This window comes from Rhodococcus spongiicola, assembly GCF_004011835.1.
GTDB lineage: Bacteria > Actinomycetota > Actinomycetes > Mycobacteriales > Mycobacteriaceae > Prescottella > Prescottella spongiicola.
This window is the reverse complement of record NZ_RKLN01000002.1, coordinates 105469-123866: the sequence shown is the minus strand read 5'-3', so window position 1 is coordinate 123866 and position 18398 is coordinate 105469. Positions and strand designations below refer to the sequence as shown.

At 67.7% G+C, this 18398-nt stretch carries 15 protein-coding genes; 5 read left to right on the top strand and 10 right to left on the bottom strand.

Going from position 1 to position 18398, the window contains the following annotated elements:
• The first annotated feature begins 101 nt into the window (after positions 1–101).
• Positions 102–476 (top strand): ArsR/SmtB family transcription factor, encoded by a 375-nt coding sequence (locus tag EF834_RS05295; RefSeq protein ID WP_235871012.1) that lies wholly within the window; start codon positions 102–104, stop codon positions 474–476.
• Positions 473–922, top strand: a complete 450-nt coding sequence (locus EF834_RS05290; RefSeq protein ID WP_127946194.1) for an SRPBCC domain-containing protein — start codon at positions 473–475, stop codon at positions 920–922. The genes EF834_RS05295 and EF834_RS05290 overlap by 4 nt, the downstream gene beginning before the upstream one ends.
• Positions 923–966: 44 nt before the next feature.
• Here EF834_RS05290 and EF834_RS05285 read toward each other — a convergent pair whose 3' ends face one another.
• A complete protein-coding gene (locus EF834_RS05285) occupies positions 967–2163 on the bottom strand; it encodes an FAD-dependent monooxygenase (RefSeq protein WP_127946193.1) in 1197 nt (398 codons plus the stop codon).
• A 153-nt stretch (positions 2164–2316) separates the two neighbouring features.
• Here EF834_RS05285 and EF834_RS05280 point away from each other — a divergent pair, with 153 nt between their 5' ends.
• Entirely contained in the window at positions 2317–2781 is a 465-nt protein-coding gene (locus EF834_RS05280; protein WP_127946689.1) for a tRNA (cytidine(34)-2'-O)-methyltransferase, read from the top strand.
• 48 nt (positions 2782–2829) lie between these two features.
• On the opposite strand, the gene EF834_RS05275 is transcribed toward EF834_RS05280, so the two are convergent.
• Entirely contained in the window at positions 2830–3723 is an 894-nt protein-coding gene (locus EF834_RS05275) for a LysR family transcriptional regulator (RefSeq protein WP_127946192.1), read from the bottom strand.
• Between the two features lie 90 nt (positions 3724–3813).
• On the opposite strand from EF834_RS05275, the gene EF834_RS05270 reads away from it, so the two are divergent.
• Complete coding sequence (locus tag EF834_RS05270) at positions 3814–4878, top strand: TDT family transporter (RefSeq protein ID WP_127946191.1); 1065 nt, start codon at positions 3814–3816, stop codon at positions 4876–4878.
• A gap of 20 nt (positions 4879–4898) precedes the next feature.
• Here the strand turns inward: EF834_RS05270 and EF834_RS05265 are convergent, their stop codons facing one another.
• From EF834_RS05265 to EF834_RS05245, 5 genes are all read right to left on the bottom strand, one after another.
• Complete coding sequence (locus tag EF834_RS05265; RefSeq protein ID WP_206615182.1) at positions 4899–5285, bottom strand: DUF302 domain-containing protein; 387 nt, start codon at positions 5283–5285, stop codon at positions 4899–4901.
• A gap of 71 nt (positions 5286–5356) precedes the next feature.
• On the bottom strand, positions 5357–5623 hold the full coding sequence (locus EF834_RS05260; protein ID WP_127946189.1) for a metal-sensitive transcriptional regulator: 267 nt from the start codon (positions 5621–5623) through the stop codon (positions 5357–5359).
• Positions 5624–5714: 91 nt separating this feature from the next.
• The gene (locus tag EF834_RS05255) at positions 5715–7880 is read right to left on the bottom strand and encodes an MMPL family transporter (RefSeq protein WP_127946188.1); all 2166 of its coding nucleotides are present in this window, start codon (positions 7878–7880) and stop codon (positions 5715–5717) included.
• A gap of 103 nt (positions 7881–7983) precedes the next feature.
• Entirely contained in the window at positions 7984–9630 is a 1647-nt protein-coding gene (locus EF834_RS05250) for an FAD-dependent oxidoreductase (RefSeq protein WP_127946187.1), read from the bottom strand.
• 66 nt (positions 9631–9696) lie between these two features.
• Positions 9697–12981: an error-prone DNA polymerase gene (locus EF834_RS05245; protein ID WP_127946688.1), complete on the bottom strand. Its 3285-nt coding sequence runs from the start codon at positions 12979–12981 to the stop codon at positions 9697–9699.
• Positions 12982–13216: 235 nt separating this feature from the next.
• On the opposite strand from EF834_RS05245, the gene EF834_RS05240 reads away from it, so the two are divergent.
• Positions 13217–15214 (top strand): SDR family oxidoreductase, encoded by a 1998-nt coding sequence (locus tag EF834_RS05240; protein WP_127946186.1) that lies wholly within the window; start codon positions 13217–13219, stop codon positions 15212–15214.
• A gap of 32 nt (positions 15215–15246) precedes the next feature.
• Here EF834_RS05240 and EF834_RS05235 read toward each other — a convergent pair whose 3' ends face one another.
• The 3 genes from EF834_RS05235 to EF834_RS18165 all read right to left on the bottom strand — a co-directional run.
• On the bottom strand, positions 15247–16164 hold the full coding sequence (locus EF834_RS05235; protein ID WP_235871011.1) for a sucrase ferredoxin: 918 nt from the start codon (positions 16162–16164) through the stop codon (positions 15247–15249).
• Positions 16165–16424: 260 nt separating this feature from the next.
• Positions 16425–17741 (bottom strand): beta-propeller fold lactonase family protein, encoded by a 1317-nt coding sequence (locus tag EF834_RS05230; RefSeq protein WP_164874075.1) that lies wholly within the window; start codon positions 17739–17741, stop codon positions 16425–16427.
• A 211-nt stretch (positions 17742–17952) separates the two neighbouring features.
• Positions 17953–18398: putative Ig domain-containing protein (locus tag EF834_RS18165; RefSeq protein WP_164874074.1), on the bottom strand; the 446-nt coding region annotated here is incomplete at its 5' end.

Genomic DNA, 18398 nt, shown 5'->3' with positions numbered 1-18398 from the left:
GAACACCGGCAATTTCGACCGGATGTAGGTCCGACGGTGCGGCGCCTAAATACTTAAGTGATTACTTGACTGTCACCGGTACCTGTGCCTAGAGTTGTCGCGTGCCCGATGACCGCGTGCCCGATGACATCGATGCAGTCTTCAAAGCGCTGGCGAATCCCGCCCGGCGCGACGTCATCACGCGTCTGGCCTACGGGCCTGCAACCACATCGGCGCTCGCGGGACCGCTCGAGATGTCCTTGGCCGCGGTGGTTCAACACTTGCAGCACCTCGAATCGGCCGATCTGGTCGTATCACGCAAGGTCGGAAGGGTCAGGGTGCACGAACTACTCCAAGACGGACTTGCACGCCTCGAGCGGTGGTCGGCAAGCAGGCGGAATCGCTATGAGGCACGTTTGGACCGGCTCGACGAGGTGGTCGCTGTCCTGACAGCCGCCGACTCGACAGATCAGACCAACCAGAAGGGACCCCGATGAGCACTCCCACTCTGAGCCACAGCACAGTGGAGGTCGCACGCAGTTATCCGGTGTCGCCCGACAAGATTTTCGCGGCCTACGCAGACGTTGAGCGTCGTGCTTCCTGGACGGCACCCGAGGGGCACGAAGTCGTGTACACAAGCACCTCGTTCGAAGTGGACGGGGTGGATGACTTCCGATGCGGGCCCGTCGGTCAGGCAGAACTCACCGGGCGAGTCCGCTACCTCGATATCAAGGAGGGTGTTCGTTTGGTTTACAGCGAGACGATATCGCTGGACGCGGAACCACTTGCGATCTCGTTGGTGACCTGGAGCCTCGATCCGAACGACGACGGGACCGAAGTCACCGTGGTCTCGCAGATCTGCTCGTTCGTGGGTGACGACATGATCGCCGGCACCCGCGAAGGACACTCGATGGCCCTCGACAAACTCGCCACCGCACTCTGATCTTGTTTCTCGAATATCGTTTCTCGTCTCGAAATCGTTGGGCGTCAGGGTCCCGCCGCCGTCGATTGACTCCGGTGCAGCACGGGGATCAGGTCAATGGGTTCACCGGCCCGAGCCGCTGCCGCGCTTGCCACTTGGTCGATGATGGGTAGCTGCAGCGCCCGCAGCACCGCACGCCGTGCCAACAGCCATCGCTGTGATCCGGGTACGAAGAAGCCGCCCGACCAGCGGCCCTGCCGCTGAGTTCGTTCGACCACTGGCCGCCACAGCTTCTCGTAGCCGGACAGCGCCTGTTCGATCGATGCCGTGCGCGACAATCGATCGGCCAGCACGTAGGCGCCACCCATGGCCATCGACGCGCCCTGGCCGGCGAGCACCGACACCGCGAAGCAGGCGTCGCCCACGAGCACGACCCGGCCTTTGCACCAGTTCGGCATCAAGACTTGTGCAACCTGGTCGTAGTAGATCTCCGACGGAGATGGAAGCTTGCTCAGTATCTGGGGCACCAGCCAGCCCATTCCGCTGTAGGTTTCGCGAAGCGCCGCACGGGGATCGTCGGGCACGGTGGGATCCGGGCTGCGGTGAATGGCGAAGACGGCAACACGCTTGTCGCGTAACGCGTACAGGCCCAGCAACCGGTCCACGGTGTCGGTCATCCAGAAGCGGCCGGCGAGTGCTTCATTGAGCTCGTCGTCCGGAAAGGTAAAGGCCGCTGTGTGAAAACCCAAGTAGCGCAGGTATTCAGACTCATCCCCGAAGGTCAGCCGCCGCACAGTCGAGTGCAGTCCGTCGGCACCGACGAGAAGGTCGACATCGAGCTCCGAACTGTCGTCCAGGATGACCCGAACCGAACCGCCCCGGTCCTCGACCGCGACCGGGCCGACGCCGAATCGCAGTTCCACCGAGGGCGGCAACGATTCGCGCAGTACACGCTCGAGGTCGGGCCGCATCACATCGAGCCGCGGGCCCGGAGCCAACAGAGCCATTGGGAGGCTCGCCCGGCGGTGACCACCCTCATCGACCATGGTGGCTTCCTCGAGGTAGTACGCCACTTCCCGAACGGCTGGTAGCAGGCCCATCGCCTCGGCAGTGTCGTAGCCAGGCCCCAAGAAATCGATCATGTAACCCTGCGTCCGTGGCCCCGGCGCGCGCTCCAACAGCACCACTTCGACGCCGAGCACCGAAAGCCGGTGCGCCAGGGTCAGTCCCGCGAGGCCGGCTCCGCAGACAAGTGCCTTCATCTACTTCGCCTCCTTCCACTGAGCCTTCCTGCCCATGACGTGGGTCGCAAGGCTCTGACAGGCCTTTGGTCTGTTCCCGGCGTTTCGCGCTGCCTGCCGAGACCACGGCCGTTCTCCAGCGGAGCCGCCATGCCCGGTTTGTTACAGTTCGTTGTGTTCAAGGTGATGTTCCACCAGCCTCGCATCCCACCCAACACCGGGAACGCGATCCGTTTGGTCGCGGGCACCGGGTGCGAACTGCACCTCGTCGGGCCGCTCGGGTTCGACCTGTCCGAACCGAAACTCCGCCGTGCAGGACTCGACTACCACGACCTGGCATCGGTGACGGTCCACGAGGACCTCGACGCGGCGTGGGCGGCGCTGCAGCCGGACCGGGTATTCGCGTTCACGGCGCACGGCTCGACGCCGTACGCCGAAATCGCCTACCGGCCAGGGGACGTGCTGCTGTTCGGGCCCGAACCTACGGGGTTGACGCAACAGGTGCTCACCGATCCGCACGTCACTGCGCAGGTGCGGATCCCGATGGTCCCGGGACGGCGGTCACTGAACCTGTCGAACGCGGCCGCGGTCGTCACCTACGAAGCGTGGCGACAGCACGGGTTCGCCGGGGGCGTCTAGCCCGAAGCACGGGCGGTGTCGTCTAGCCCGCACCGCGGGCGATGTCGTCTAGCCCGCACCGCGGGCGATGTCGAGGAAGTCGCGGGCCGCGCCCCGCAGCCCCCGGGACTCGTCCCATACCGCGAGCAGCCGACGCGGCATGCACAGCCCCTCGACCTCGACGGATGCGAGCCGACCGTCGTTCAGATCGGCCTCTACCGCGAGTGATGAGACGACCGCGGGTGCATTGCCTGCGACGACGGCCGCCTTCACCGCCGTGCACGACCCCAGTTCGAGAATCGGTTCGACGCAGCCGGGCACCGCGTGTTCGAGTGTGATGCGGGTGCCCGATCCGGGTTCACGTTGGATCAGCGGAGTCTCGGCGAGTTCGGTCACCGCGATCGGCGCCCGCTGGATCCACTTGTGGCCGGGCGGCACGATCACGACCAGTTCGTCCCGCGCGACCTCGACCGAGCGCAGCCCGTTCGGCACGACGGGGCCTTCGACGAACCCGAGATCGGCGTCACCCGCCCGCACCTGGGCGGCGACCTCGGTGGAGTTCGACAGCCGTACCGATGTCACGACATTGGGGCACTTACGTCGCATCGTGACGGTCCACCCGGGAACCAGGTACTCGGCGATGGTCATGCTGGCGGCGACGGTGAGGTTGGCGTCCAGTTCACCACGCACCGCCGCGACGCCCGAGGCCAGTTCCTCGGCGCTGTCGAGGATCGCCGAGGCCCATTCGAGGATCAGCGCCCCCTCGGCGGTGGGCTGGACACCGCCGGCACCGCGGTCGAACACCCGGATCCCAAGTTGACGCTCGGCGGAGCGCACACGCGCGCTGACCGCCTGCTGACTCAATCCGTGTTCACGTCCGGCCGCGCCCATACTTCCGAGCCGACCCACCGCGATCAGCACTTCCAGCGCGGCGAGTTCCGGCACACGGTTCGAAAGCGGCATACCACAAGGCTAGACCCACAAACCGAATTTGTACCCTATCCACCCCGAGGCATCTACCGCAGCTCGCGATGGAACACAAGAGTCGTATTCATGCCTACTGCTTCACGTTTGGCTCACCTGACCCCCAATTGGTTCGCCGTGGTGATGGGTACCGGCATCGTCGCCGTCGCCACGGCGTCGCTGCCGATGGACCTGCCCGGCCGACGTGGAATGGCGCTGACGTTCTGGATCCTTTCCGCAGTGCTGCTGGCGGTGCTCGCGACCGCCTTCGCCCTCCACTGGGTCCGGCACACCGACCACGCCCGCGGGTACGCACGCAGCGCCGCGATGTTCCCGTTCTACGGGGCTGTGCCGATGGCGGCTCTCACCGTCGGGGCCGGCACGGCTGCGGTGGGGTCGACCCTGATCGCCAGTGGTGTCGCCTTCACGATTGCGGGGGCACTCTGGACGGCCGGCACTGTCGGGGGCCTGCTGACGTGCGCGGCGATGGCGATGAGGCTGCGGGCGAGTGACGATCGCGGAAACCCCACCCCGGCCTGGCTGATGCCGGTGGTGCCGCCGATGGTCTCGGCGGCGACCGGCGCCGCGCTGGTGAACCACCTGCCGGAAGGATGGCCACGCGCCGCGATGCTCGCCGGCTGCTACGCGCTGTTCACACTCGCGCTGGTCTTTGCCCTGGTCATCGCAGCCATGGTTGGCCGCCGGATCAACGAGCGCGGACTGCCGCCGCTGCAAGCCCTGCCGACCATGTGGATCCCCGTCGGCGTCGTCGGCCAATCGGTCGCGGCCTCGAATCTGCTCGGTACCGCCGCGGGACACACAGTCGGCGACCGCGGCGCGCACGCGCTGCACGCCTTCGGCCTCGGCTACGGCTTGGTGATGGGGACCATCATGATCGTTATGCTCTCCGCGCTCGGCGTCGTGACGGTGCGCGCGTTCCGTCAGGGGCTCACCTTCACGATGAGTTGGTGGAGCTTCACGTTCCCCGTCGGCGCGTGCGCGGTCGGGATGGCAGCATTCGGTACCGCGGGCGACCTAGAGCTCGCGCGTCTGCTGTCGGCCGGGCTGCTGTGCGCCCTCGTCGTCGCCTGGTGTGTGGTGGCCGTGCACACCGCCCACCGGGTTCGGATCCGGGCGCTACCGGCTCCGGTGTGATCCGGATCGGCCGATCGCGATCAGGCCAGGGCGGCGATGGCGGCCTCGAGACGGGTCGTCGCCTCGGCGGCGACGGCGTCGAGCTCGGGCTCCTTGGTCACCTCGACCATGATCGCCGGGTTCATGGCCTCGACGACGACGTCCTCACCGTCGTCGCGGACGACGACGTTGCACGGCAGCAGCAGACCGATCTGCCGGTTCACACCGACCGCCCGATGCGCGAGCTGGGGGTTACAGGCACCGAGGATGACGTAGCGCTCCATGTCGGCGCCGATCTTCTCCTTCAACGTCGCCTGCATGTCGATCTCGGTGAGGACACCGAAACCCTGCTCCTGCAGCGCGGCGCGTGTCTTGGCGACGGCGTCGTCGAACGCAGTGTTCAGGCGGGTTGAGATTCCCAGGTCCATCATTGACTCCTTACGGTCGTTCCTTGGGCTCCAGTTGTTGGTTGTGCCGGTCTTTCGTTGGGCTCCGGCGCTCAGGCAAGCGCCAGGAACAGCTTCTCCAGTTCCTCCTCGCTCAGCGGCTCCGATGCCTTGCCGTCCCCGGCGAGGCACTCACGCAGTCCCGTCGCGACGATCTTGAATCCGGCCCGATCGAGGGCGCGAGAGACCGCCGCCAACTGCGTGACGACGTCCTTGCAATCGCGGCCGTTCTCGATCATCGAGATCACTCCGGCCAGCTGTCCCTGCGCGCGGCGCAGGCGGTTGAGCACCTGCGTGATGCTCTCTTCGTCCCCGGTCATGTGCTACCTCCTCTTTTGATCCCGAGATTACCCTCAGGGGTATCCGCCCAGGGGGCTGTGACCGAGGTCCTACGGTCACAGCCCCCTCGGATCAGCCGTGCGCGAAACTGATTTTCGGCAGTGCCCTACGCAGCCAGTTCGGCGACCACCAGGCCGCGTCCCCGGTCAACCGCAGCAGTGCGGGGAGCAGCACCAGGCGGATGAGCACGGCGTCGAGCAGAACCGCGATGCCGAGCAGGATGCCCATCTCCTTCGGCGGTAGCGGTTCGGCCAGCGCGAAGCTGAAGAACACACCCACCATGACGGCAGCGGCCGCGAAGATGACCCGCCCGGAATGCGCCATGCCGGCGATCTTGGCGTTGCGCGCGTTACCGGTCGTCTCGTAGTGCTCCTTGACGGTCGAGAGCAAGAACACCGTGTAATCCATCGCGATCGCGAAGATCATCGCGAAGAAGAACACCGGACCCCAACCGTCCAGGAATCCCTGTGGGGTGAAGCCGAGCAGCTCGGACAGGTGCCCGTCCTGGAAGATCAGCTTGGCCGCACCGAACGCGGCGGCAGTCGAGAGCAGGCTCACGACGGTGCCGATCAGGGAGACCAGCGGCGCCTGAAGCGCCACGAGGAGCAGTAGGAAGCCCAGCACCAGGATCACGCCGATGACCAGCGGCAAGTAGTCGTTCAGCGTCTGTTGCAGGTCCAGGTTCTCCGCGGGCGCGCCACCGACGAGTGCACTGTCGGGCAGTTCGGCCCGCAGGGTGCCGAGAGTGTCACCGAGCGCCGGATCCGACGGGTCGACGGTCGGAATCGCCTGCATCATAACGAGGTTCGAGTCGTCCATGGCCGGCATCGCGGGCGTCACCGCGGCCACGCCGTCGACCGTCGCGGCGGTATCGGCGACGGCCTGCGCATCGGAGACCGGAACCACGATCTGCAGCGCACCCGGCGCACCGACGCCCATCTGCTCCTGCACCAGTTCGTAGCCCTGGCGCACGGCGGCGTCCTCGGGAACGACCTGGATCGACGGCATCGCGACCTTGAGCCCCGTGACCGGGATCGCCATGGCGATGAGTATCCCGACCGCTGCGAGCGCAAACGGCCACGGGTGCCGGTCGAGAAGCTTGCCCCACTTGGTGAACAGCGGCGAACCGCCGACCTGGTTCTGCTGCTTCTTGGCGTACGGCAGCGAGCCGGCGTTGACCTTTCGGCCCAGCTTGCCGAGCACCGCGGGCAGCAGGGTCAGCGTCGCGCCGAGCACGAACACGACCGCGAGCATGATGCCGACCGCCATCGTCCGGACCGCGGGTGCCGGCACCAGCAGCACGGCCGACAGGCTCACCAGCACCGTCAGACCGGACAGCAGCACGGCCTTGCCGGCGGTGTCCATGGTCTCGGCGACCGCCAGTCGCGCGTTCGCGTTCCCGTGAAGTGCGTCCCGGAAGCGGACGACGAGGAACAGGGCGTAGTCGATGCCGAGAGCGAGGGCGAACATCATCGCAAAGTTCATCGCCCACACCGAGATCGGCGTGATCTCGTTGAGCAGCACCAGGCCACCGGCGGACGCCACCAGCCCGGCGAGGGTCAGCAGCAGCGGGAGCCCCGCTGCGACGAGCGAGCCGAACGCGAGCAACATGATGGCGAGCGTGACCGGCCACGACATCATCTCCGCCTTGATCATCGCGTCGTGGTTGGCGTGGTTGAAGTCGCTCCACAGCGCCGACGCACCGGTCGGGTAGACCTCGATGCCGTCGCCGGACAGCGCCTCGAGGTCACCGCCGAGATCGTCGACCGCACGCACCATGTCGTCGGTGTTCGCGTTGGCCCCCGCAACGAGGATGCCGGTGCGCCCGTCCGGGCTGACTGTCATCCCGGGCTGCGGCGGGATCACCTCGTCGATACGCGCATCGGCGCTCAGGATCGCGGTCGCCTCGCCGAGCACCTGCTGGACGGCCGGGTCGTCGAGCGGCTTGGTGTCGGAGTGGACGACGACTTGGATGGCCGACGACGCGTTGCCGCCGAAGTGCTGCTGTGCGAGTTCGCGCACCTGGACCGACTCGGAGCCGTTGGCCTGCCAGCCGGCGCCGGCGAGCGAGCCGAACACCGATGGCGCGGCGGCGCCGAGGGCGACGACGAGCACGAGCCACGCGGTGATCACCCAGCGGAAGTTGTCGGCCATCGTCGCACCGAGCCGGGCCAGCGGCCCGCCGACCGACTCGGTGGATGGCAGCGATTTCTCTTGCTGCTGTCCGGTGATGGTCATAGAGTTACCTTTCCGTCCAATCGAAAATACGGGTGGGGGTATATAGGGGCCCGAAAGAGAACCCGGCCGAGAACCGCTCGGTTTCAACCGGGTTCAGGTGGTATCAGCTACGCGCCACGACAATCGGCGCGTTCGCACGCCGTCCGGCGTCCCACGTCTGGTAGCCGCCGTCGAGGTTCGCCGCGGGCCGACCCAGCTGTTCGAGCAGGCACACCGCGGCGTGGGCGCGCTGACCCACCTGGCAGAGCACGATCAGATCCCCGACCGGCAGTTCGCCGACGCGTTCCCTGAGCTCGTCGAGCGGAACGTTGACGGCCCCGGGAATGGGGCCGTCCGCGAACTCGTCGGCGGTGCGAACGTCGACGAGCAAAGCACCGTCGGCAAGCAGGGCGTCGAGTTCGTGCCACTGGACCGCACGGATGGAATCGGTGCGCAGGTTGTCGGCGATGTAGCCGAGCATGTTCACCGGGTCCTTGGCCGAACCGAACTGCGGCGCGTACGCCAGTTCGAGGTCGGCCAGTTCGGACGCGGTGACTCCGCCGGCCATCGCCGTCGCGATGACGTCGATCCGCTTGTCGACCCCTTCGCCGCCGACGGCCTGGGCGCCGAGGATGCCGTCCGTCTCGGGATCGACCAGCAGCTTGATCGACATCTGCTGCGCGCCAGGGTAGTACCCGGCGTGCGAGTGGGGGTGGGTGTGGATGGCCCGGTAGGGACGGTCCGCCGCGCGCAGCCGCTTCTCGTTCCAGCCGGCCGCCGCGGCGATCAGCCCGAAGACACCGACCACCGCGGTGCCCGACGACGCCTTCGCCCGCGCCGGCCGGCCCGCGATGACGTCGGCCACCAGACGCCCCTGCCGGTTCGCGGGGTTGGCGAGCGGGATCAGCGCGGCGTTGCCGCCGACGACGTCGCGCTTCTCGACCGCGTCACCGACCGCGAAGATGTGCGGAACCGAGGTGCGCATCTGATCGTCGACCGCGATACCGCCGCGCTCGCCGGACACCAGCCCGGCCATCTCGGCGAGCGCCGTCTCGGGCCGCACGCCGATCGCCATGACGACGACGTCCGCCGGAACCGTACGCCCGCCGTCCAGCTCCGCCGTGGTTTCGTCGATGCGGGCCAGCTCGGTGCCGAGTTCGAGGCGTACCCCGTTCTCGCGCAGCCGGTCCGCGACGGGGACCGCCATCTCGGGGTCGAGTGGGGCGAGCACCTGATCGGCGAGTTCGACGACGGTGACGTCGAGTTCGCGGCGCCGCAGGTTCTCGGCCAGTTCGATGCCGATGAACCCGGCACCGACGACTACGGCGCTGCGAGCCGACGCCATCTCCGCGACCAGGCGGTCGACGTCCTCGACGTCGCGCAGGGTCAGGGCGCGGTCCGCCCCGGGCAGGGGCGGCACGACGGGGCTCGCGCCGGTGCTGAGGATCAGCTCGTCGTAGCTCTCGACGTAGGGGTCGCCCGTCTCGAGGTCCTCGACCGTGACGGTGCGCGCGCCGGGATCGATCGCCACGACCTGACTGCGCACGCGGACGTCCAGCCGGAAGCGGGCTCCGAGACTCTCCGGGGTCTGCAGCAGCAGCTCGTCCCGGTCCTCGATGACCCCGCCGGCGTAGTACGGCAGACCGCAGTTCGCGAACGATACGTGTGCGCCACGCTCGAACACGATGATCTCCGCCAACTCGTCCAGACGGCGCAGACGGGTGGCGGCGGACATTCCACCGGCGACACCTCCGACGATGACAACCTTCACGAGCTACCTCCTCGACGTTTCGCACAACCATACCCCAGGGGGTATCTGGAGGATGTGAGACTGCTCTCAGCGGAAGTCTCGCGACCTGCTCGACATCCGCAGGTCCATGAGTTGGAGATGGTCCGCGACAACCGTCACGGCGCCCTCCGCATTCTGCACCCGCCCGCGCACCAGCAGCGCCGGAGCGCCGGTCGCGAGCTTGCGGTACCTCGCCCACAGCCCGACCGAACACACGACGTTGACCATTCCGGTCTCGTCCTCGAGGTTGATGAAGGTCACCCCGGAGGCGGTCGCCGGCCGCTGCCGGTGCGTGACCGCGCCCCCGACCAGCACCCGGTCCCCGTCCGGCACGTCCAACAGCCGCGACGCCGGGAGCACTCCCAGCGCGTCGAGTTGCGGACGCAGGAACTCCGTGGGGTAGCTGTCCGGCGAGATTCCGGTGGCCCACACGTCGGCGGCGGCGAGTTCGAGAGCGCTCATGCCGGGCAGGGTGGGCGCGTGGGTCGACGCACCCGTCCCCGGCAGCCGGTCCGGACGTTCCCCCGCCGCCGCGCCGGCCGCCCACAACCCCTCACGCCGGGAGAGCCCGAAGCACCCGAGCGCACCGGCCATCGCGAGGGACTCGACCTGTGCGGCGCTCAGCTCGACCCGCCCGGTCAGATCCAGGATCGACGTGAATGGCCCGTCCTGCTCCCGGGCCGCGGCGATGCGTTCGGCGAGCGAGGTACCGATGCCGCGCACCTCCCCGAGCCCCAGCCGCACCTCGGTGCCGTGTTCCTCGAGCGTCGCGTCCGCGAGGCTCGCGTTCACGTCCGCGCCGCGCACCCGCACCCCGTGCCGGCGGGCGTCGGCGACGAGCGACTGCGGCGAGTAGAAACCCATCGGCTGCGCCCGCAGCAGTCCGGCACAGAAGGCCGCGGGGTGGTGCAGCTTGAACCACGCCGAGTAGAAGACCAGCGACGCGAAGGACTGCGAATGACTCTCGGGGAAGCCGAAGTTGGCGAAGGCGTACAGCTTCTCGTAGATCCGGTCGGCGACCTCACCGGTGATGCCGTGCAACTCTCGCATGCCGTCGTAGAGGCGCCCGCGCAGCCGTTCCATCTTCTCGGGCGACCGCTTGGAGCCCATTGCACGCCGCAACTGATCGGCCTCGGCAGCGGTGAACCCGGCCGCGTCGACGGCCATCTGCATGAGCTGTTCCTGGAACAACGGCACCCCCAGCGTGCGCTTCAACGCCTTCTCGAGACACGGATGGTCGTAGGTGACGGGTTCGCGGCCGGCCCGGCGCCGGATGTAGGGGTGCACCGAGCCGCCCTGGATCGGGCCGGGCCGGATCAGAGCGACCTCCACCACCAGGTCGTAGAAGTTCCGGGGCTTCAGGCGCGGCAGCGTCGCCATCTGAGCCCGCGACTCCACCTGGAACACACCCACCGAGTCGGCCCGCTGCAGCATCTCGTAGACCGCCTGCTCGGACAGGTCCAGTTGCGCCAGGTTCACCTCGACGCCCATGTGCTCGGCGACCAGGTCGATCATGTAGTGCAGGGCCGAGAGCATGCCGAGACCCAGCAGATCGAACTTCACCAATCCCACTGCGGCACAGTCATCCTTGTCCCACTGCAGGACGCTGCGATTCTCCATGCGTGCCCACTCGACCGGGCACACGTCGGCGATGGGGCGGTCGCAGATCACCATGCCACCGGAGTGGATGCCCAGATGCCGTGGGAAGCCCTCGATCTGGGCGGCCAGCTCCAGGACGGCCGGGGGAATGTCCGTCCCCGTCTCGCCGCCGACGCCCGTCCAGCGACTGACCTGTTTGCTCCACGCGTCCTGCTGCCCCTGCGAGAACCCGAGCGCCCGCGCCATGTCCCGCACCGACGACTTGCCGCGGTAGGTGATGACGTTGGCAACCTGAGCGGCGTACTCCCGGCCGTACTTGGTGTAGACGTGCTGGATGGCCTCCTCACGGCGGTCGGACTCGATGTCGACGTCGATGTCGGGCGGGCCGTCTCTCTCGGGTGAGAGGAACCGCTCGAACAGCAGCTCGTTGCGCACGGGGTCGACGTTGGTGATGCCGATCGCGTAGCAGACCGCCGAGTTGGCGGCCGATCCCCTTCCCTGGCAGAGGATGTCGTTGTCCTTGCAGAACGAGACGATGTCGTGGACGACGAGGAAGTAGCCGGGGAAGTCCAGGCGTTCGATGATCCCGAGTTCGTGCTCGATCTGCTCGTACGCGGCCGGGCTCTCGGGCGGCGGACCGTAGCGCCGTCGCGCCCCCTGCATGGTCAACTCGCGGAGCCAACTCGCCTCGGTGTGGCCGGGTGGGACGTCGAACGGCGGCAGTTTCGGCGCGATGAGACGCAGGTCGAATGCGCACTCGAGCCCCAACTCGGCCGCCCCCGCGACGGCCTCCGGATAGCGGGCGAACAGCCGCGCCATCTCGGCCCCGGACCGCAGGTGCGCGCCTCCGGTGGGCGCGAGCCAGCCCGCGGTCTCGTCGAGGCTCTGTCGGGCCCGCACCGCGGCCATCGCCATTGCGAGCCGTCGACGCGACGGACCGGCGAAGTGTGCAGCTGTGGAGGCGATGACGGAAAGGCCCTGTCTCACCGCGAGTTCCGCGAGCAGCGCATTGACCTCATCGTCCGCGGGCAGCCCGCGGTGGGTGAGTTCGACGGTCACCCGGTCCGCACCGAACCGGTCGACGAGATCGCGCAGCGCCGCCTCGGCGGCGTCGAGTCCGCCCGCGGCGAGCGCGCTGCCCACATGCCCCTTGCGGCAACCGGTGAGCACCTGCCAGTGCCCGCCGGCCGCCTCGGTGAGCGCGTCGTAGTCGTAGCGGGGCTTGCCCTTCTCCCCGCCCGCGAGGTGTGCGGCCGCGATCTGCCGGGACAGCCGCCGGTACCCCTCTTGTCCGCGGGCCAGCACCAGCAGGTGCGTGCCGTCGGGGTCGGGGGCGCCGGTGCGCGGCGCGGCATCGAGCGACAACTCGGCCCCGAACACCGTCCGCATGCCGAGTTCCTTGGCAGCCTCGGCGAACCGGACCACGCCGTACATCCCGTCATGGTCGGTGAGGGCAATCGCGTCCAGGCCGAGCCGCACCGCCTCCTCCACCAACTCTTCGGGCGGGCTGGCGCCATCGAGGAAGCTGAAGGCGGAGTGGGTGTGCAGTTCCGCGTACGGGACGGTGGCACCAGCCGGCCGTGACACACCATCGGCCAGGTAGGCGCCCCGCTTGCGGGACCAGGCCGGGCTGTCGCCACCGTCGCCCGGGAACTGCCCCTCCCGTCGATCCGGGCGCCCGGACAGCACCCGCTCCATCTCCGACCACGTCGGCGGACCGTTGCCCCAGCCCATCTGCCCCACCCCGTCCAGCTCTCGCGGCCTGCTTACCTGGGAAGATGCGGAGGGGAAGGCACATCATTCGAACTTGTGTTCGATTATGCCATATGGTGGGTCTCGAGCGGGCCTGGACGGCGAGAAGAGCTGGAAGCGCTGGTTCGCATCGTTACCAGACAGTGGCAATACGGCCATCGAGATCGTGTCCGGCCCCTCTAGCAATGCAACTTACTTTCCAGTAAGTTCCGGAGGTATGGCCACTTACATCGTCACGGGCGGCACGGGATTCCTGGGCAGGCACACGATCGAGCGATTGCTCGACCGCGACCCGTCGGCGCAGGTCCACGTGTTGGTGCGGCCGGACTCGCTCTCGAAGTTCGAGCGCATGGCGGACCACTGGACGGGCGGCGACCGGGTACACGCCCTCGTCGGCGATCTCACCGAACCGGACCTGGGGCTGGAGGCCGACCCACCGGCCGCGGACCACGTCGTGCACCTCGGCGCGATCTACGATCTGACCGCCGGCGAGGAGCAGGCGAGAACGAACATCGACGGGACCCGGGCGGTGATCGATCTCGCGTCCCGACTCGGCGCAACCCTGCACCACGTCTCGTCGATCGCGGTGGCGGGCGATCACCACGGTCGCTTCACCGAGGACGACTTCGACCTGGGGCAGCACTTCCCGACGCCGTACCACCGCACCAAGTTCGAGGCCGAGCGTCTGGTTCGCAAGTCGGACGTGCCGTGGCGGATCTACCGCCCTTCGACGGTGGTCGGCAGTTCGGTCACCGGCGAGATGGACAAGGTCGACGGCCCCTACCTGTTCTTCCCTCTGCTCGCCGCGCTGGCGAAACTGCCGGCTGCGCTGCCGGTCGCCGTCCCGAAGCTCGGCTACACCAACATCGTTCCGGTGGACTTCGTCGCGGACGCGATGGTGGAACTGATGCTGCGTCCCGACCTCGACGCGCAGACCTTCCACCTCGTCTCCCCCGAGCCACAGCCGGTCCGTCAGATCTTTGCTGCACTCGCGAAGGCCGCGCACGCGCCGACCCCGATCGCCGACCTGCCGGCGGCCACTGCCCGCCCCCTGCTGAGCCCTCCGGCACCGGCCCGGAGAATCCGCGACACGGTCCTGCGCCGGATGGGCATCCCACCGGTGATCCTCGACCACCTCACCGTGCCGTCCCGATTCACAGTCGACCGGACTCGCGAGGCGTTGCAGGACAGTGGAATATCGGTGCCACCGTTCCCGTCGTACGCATCGAAGCTGTGGACGTACTGGTACGAGCATCTGGACCCGGACCGTGCCCGCCGTGACGATCCGGCCGGCCCGCTCGTCAACCGGCACGTGATCATCACCGGGGCCTCGTCCGGTATCGGTCGTTCGGCCGCGATCATGGCGGCTGAAAAAGGCGCCACGGTGCTGCTACTCGCGCGCCGCGGCGACGAGCTCGAGGCCGTCGTGTCCCAGATTCGCGAAAGCGGCGGATCCGCGTTCGCCTACCAGTGCGACATCACCGACACCGAGGCCGTCGACCACACCATCAAATCCATTCTGGCCGAACACGGTCACGTGGATATGCTCGTCAACAACGCGGGCCGGTCCATTCGACGCGGCCTGTACCGGTCGACCGACCGCCTACACGACTTCGAACGAACGATGGCGGTCAACTACTTCGGCGCGGTCCGCCTGGTATTGGCGCTGCTGCCGCACATGCGTGAGCGCCGCTTCGGCCACATCGTCAATATCAGCACCGCCGGTGTCCAGGCGCGTACGCCGCGCTTCGCCGGATACATCGCGAGCAAGTCGGCCCTCGACGGCTTCGCGGACGTCGCCGCCGCCGAGACCCTCTCCGACGGGATCACCTTCACGACCATCCACATGCCGCTCGTGCGCACCCCGATGATCGCACCGACCGGCCACTACAACACCGGTCCCGCTGCCAGCCCCGAGAAGGCGGCCGCGATGGTGATCCGCGCGTTGATCGAGAAGCCGAAGCGAATCGACGCCCCGATCGGAACGTTTTTCGAGTTCGGCGGGATCTTCATGCCGCGGATGAAAGACCGCATGTTCTCCGCCTTCTATCACGCGTTCCCCGATTCACCCGCGGCGCGCGGGGAAGGTAGCGCAGCCAAGCCGGAACCCGCTCCCGAGACACCATCGGTCACGCCGCGGCCGACCGGCCCGGCCGAGTCCGCGGCCCGGATCGTCCGCCGTCTCGGTCGACTGATTCCGGGCACGCACTGGTGACCCGACTGCGTTGATCAACTGACGACGTTCGATCACGAACTCCCTGTAGGGATTCCGGCAGGAAGTTCGTGCATGTCCACCGCCACCACCGGGCGTACCGGCTTGGCGTCGGCGCCGCAACTGGTGGGCCTGGCTTCGAGCTCGCGCTGCTGCACGATGACCCGCCAGCGGCGGCCGTCGCGATGCGTCACGACCGGATCGGGACCCCGATCGTCGACCGAGAGGTCGTCCACACCGGCACGCACGCTATGCCGCACGAATACCTCAGCGGCCTGTCCGCGCGGGGCCCAGTAGCTGCGACCACGCAGGCCCGACAGATACACCTCGCCAGCCGTGGCCGCCCGCACCGCCAGCTCACTCTCGGCCGGGGCGAGCCGGCCGTACGTCACGCCGCTCGGCAGCAGGATCATCGACGGTGCGAACCGGTGGCCGCCGGTGTGCGAGCACTCCCACACGGCGTCGCCGAACTCCGCAGCCAACTCGGCCGCGACCGGACGTCCGAGCACCGCACAGCACCGGTCGCGTTTACCGTGAGCACACACCAGCACGACCGGTTCGACCACCGGTTCCCCGAGACCGGGGGCGGGGCCGGCGACCCGAGACAGGTCGATGTCCAGTAGTTCCGAGATCTCCCCGATCACGAGCCGCTCGCACCACGAGTGGCGGGGGTCCGAGTTCGCCAGCAGTACCGTCCGCCCGTCACGCGTCTGTTCGTCCCGCCCGGGGCGGCGGATGAACATGATGCGGACAGCCGCCGCGTCGGCCCGCCTGGACAGTTCGGCGGCCAACTCCGCACCGAGCGCCGTCCCGTCGAGCACGTCGCGGCCCCACGCACCCGGGTACTCGATGCACACCCACCCGGTGACATGCACCGCAGTCCCGGGGAGGGGTTCGTCCGCGGACAACACGGAACACGCGACGGGGCCACCCGGGGGAACCGATTCGCTCACCGAACGCCTCCCGGGAAACCGCCAGCCAAAACCGTGGTGAGAGAAGAACCCACCAGCCACTGGATCTTGTTTGGAATCGCCTCACCGAGCGCGTCGCAGTCCTCGATCAGCACCTGCGCAGTCTACGGACCGCCCCGTCCTATCGAGTCAAGTGATCACGAGCTGGGTGCCCCTCGCGTAGCAACCCGAGTGCGTATCCCGGTCCTGGACGGCCGAATGACGGCGTCGCAGGTGACGGCGTCGGCTGCATCACCCGCGAATCAGCTCCCGGCCAAGCTCTCCAACAAGCTGCCCAACGAACCGGTTCCCGGATCCGTCTGGGCTGTGACGTCGACAGTGATCTCGAGGACCGCGTCGTCACCGATCCCGTTGGATGCGGTCACAGTGAACTCGTACGTCCCGGCGACCGTCGGGCTACCGGAGAGAACCCCCTGCTCGCTCAATGTGAGCCCCTCGGGCAAATCCCCAGCGGTCACCGCCACCGCCGGTGCCGGGGTACCGGTCACCTCGAAAAGGTGCTCGTACACCTCGCCGACGACACCGGCAGCCGGTGCACCGGTGATGGAGGCTGGTATACCGACCTCGATCACCGACACCGTGTTCTCGAACCAGTTGGTGACGTAGGCGTGGGTGCCGTTCGGGGTGATCGCCACTCCGGACGGTCGGTCGCCGACCGCGATTGTGGTGGCGACCGTGTTGGTGGAGGTATCGATCACCGACACCGATTCGTCGTCAAAGTTGGTGATATAGGCGAGGGCTCCGTCCGGAGTGATCGCGACCGAAGTCGGTCGGCCGCCCACAGGGAAGGTGGTGGCGACCGTGTTGGTGGAGGTATCGATCACCGACACCGAGTCATCGCCCTGGTGGGTGACGTAGGCGAGGGCACCGTCCGGGGTGATCGCCACCCCGACCGGTTGGTCACCTACCGGGACGGCGGTGACGACCGTGTTGGTAGCGATGTCGATCACCGACACCGAGTCGCCAACCATGTTGGCTACGTAGGCGAAGGCCCCGTCAGGGGTGATCGCCAGCTCGAACGGCACCTGACCGACCGGGACGGTGGTGGCGACCGTGTTGGTGGCGGTGTCGATCACCAATACTTCGTCGTCCGACGAGTTAGTGACGTAGGCGAGGGCACCGTTAGGGGTGATCGCCACAGCGGGAGGTGAGCCGCCGACCGGGACGTCGGCGATGACCTTGTTGGTGGAGGTATCGATCACCGACACCGAGTCGCGGATCATGTTGGTGTAGTACACGTGCGCACCGTCCGGGGTGATCGCCACCCCATTCGGTGAGTCGCCCCATGAGATGGTGTCGATGACGGTGTTGGTGGCAGTAGCGATCACCGACACAGAGTCACTGTGCTGTTGGGTGACGTAGGCGTGGGCACCGTCCGGAGTGATCGCAATCTCGGACGGTCCCTCCGGGACTGGGATTGTGTCGGTGACGACATCGGCGGCCGCCGACCCGACAGCAGTAGTGAGGATTGTGGCTGCGGCGAGAACGGTGCCACCGAAGGCCGCCGACAACCGCGACAGTCTCACTCGTGAGGGTGACGGACCAATGATGGTGATCATGGTGATGTGCCCTTCCGGTATCCCGCACCCCCCGAGGGGCGGAGTGGCCGCGGAAGGCGGCCACTCCGACAAAACATACATACCGGTCGCTCACCGCGGAGTTCGTTCCGTCGAGCGAAGCAAAGTTAGCCCGGGCCGACAGAGGCATCTGCGTCTTCGGCACCCTCGCTCCGACCGGCCGAGCAACCACGCCGAAGCCATGTCCCGCGGATCAGCTCCCGACCAAGCTGCCCAACGAACCGGCTCCCGGATCGGTCTCGGCCGTGACGCCGATGGCCGCCTCGAGGACCGCATCGTCACCAACCCCGTTCGATGCGGTCACCGTGAACTCGAACGTCCCAGCGGCCGTCGGAGTACCGGACAACACACCCTGCTCACTCAACGCCAGCCCCTCGGGCAAATCACCAGCGGTCACCACCACCGTCGGTGCCGGAGTTCCGGACACCGTGAACGTGTGCTCATAGGGCTGGCCGACCACCCCACCGGCCGGAGCACCGGAGATCTCCGGAGCCTGCCCGATCTCTAGAGCGGCCTCGAGGACCGCATCGTCACCAACCCCGTTCGATGCGGTCACCGTGAACTCGAACGTCCCAGCGGCCGTCGGAGTACCGGACAACACACCCTGCTCACTCAACGCCAGCCCCTCGGGCAAATCAC

Bases quoted from the DNA above. Each gene is read 5' to 3' on its own strand.
- EF834_RS05290 (WP_127946194.1), top strand. From the start codon at position 473: ATGAGCACTCCCACTCTGAGCCACAGCACAGTGGAGGTCGCACGCAGT.
- EF834_RS05285 (WP_127946193.1), bottom strand. From the start codon at position 2,163: ATGAAGGCACTTGTCTGCGGAGCCGGCCTCGCGGGACTGACCCTGGCG.
- EF834_RS05275 (WP_127946192.1), bottom strand. From the start codon at position 3,723: ATGCCGCTTTCGAACCGTGTGCCGGAACTCGCCGCGCTGGAAGTGCTG.
- EF834_RS05270 (WP_127946191.1), top strand. From the start codon at position 3,814: ATGCCTACTGCTTCACGTTTGGCTCACCTGACCCCCAATTGGTTCGCC.
- EF834_RS05265 (WP_206615182.1), bottom strand. From the start codon at position 5,285: ATGGACCTGGGAATCTCAACCCGCCTGAACACTGCGTTCGACGACGCC.
- EF834_RS05260 (WP_127946189.1), bottom strand. From the start codon at position 5,623: ATGACCGGGGACGAAGAGAGCATCACGCAGGTGCTCAACCGCCTGCGC.
- EF834_RS05255 (WP_127946188.1), bottom strand. From the start codon at position 7,880: ATGACCATCACCGGACAGCAGCAAGAGAAATCGCTGCCATCCACCGAG.
- EF834_RS05245 (WP_127946688.1), bottom strand. From the start codon at position 12,981: ATGGGCTGGGGCAACGGTCCGCCGACGTGGTCGGAGATGGAGCGGGTG.
- EF834_RS05240 (WP_127946186.1), top strand. From the start codon at position 13,217: ATGGCCACTTACATCGTCACGGGCGGCACGGGATTCCTGGGCAGGCAC.
- EF834_RS05230 (WP_164874075.1), bottom strand. From the start codon at position 17,741: ATGATCACCATCATTGGTCCGTCACCCTCACGAGTGAGACTGTCGCGG.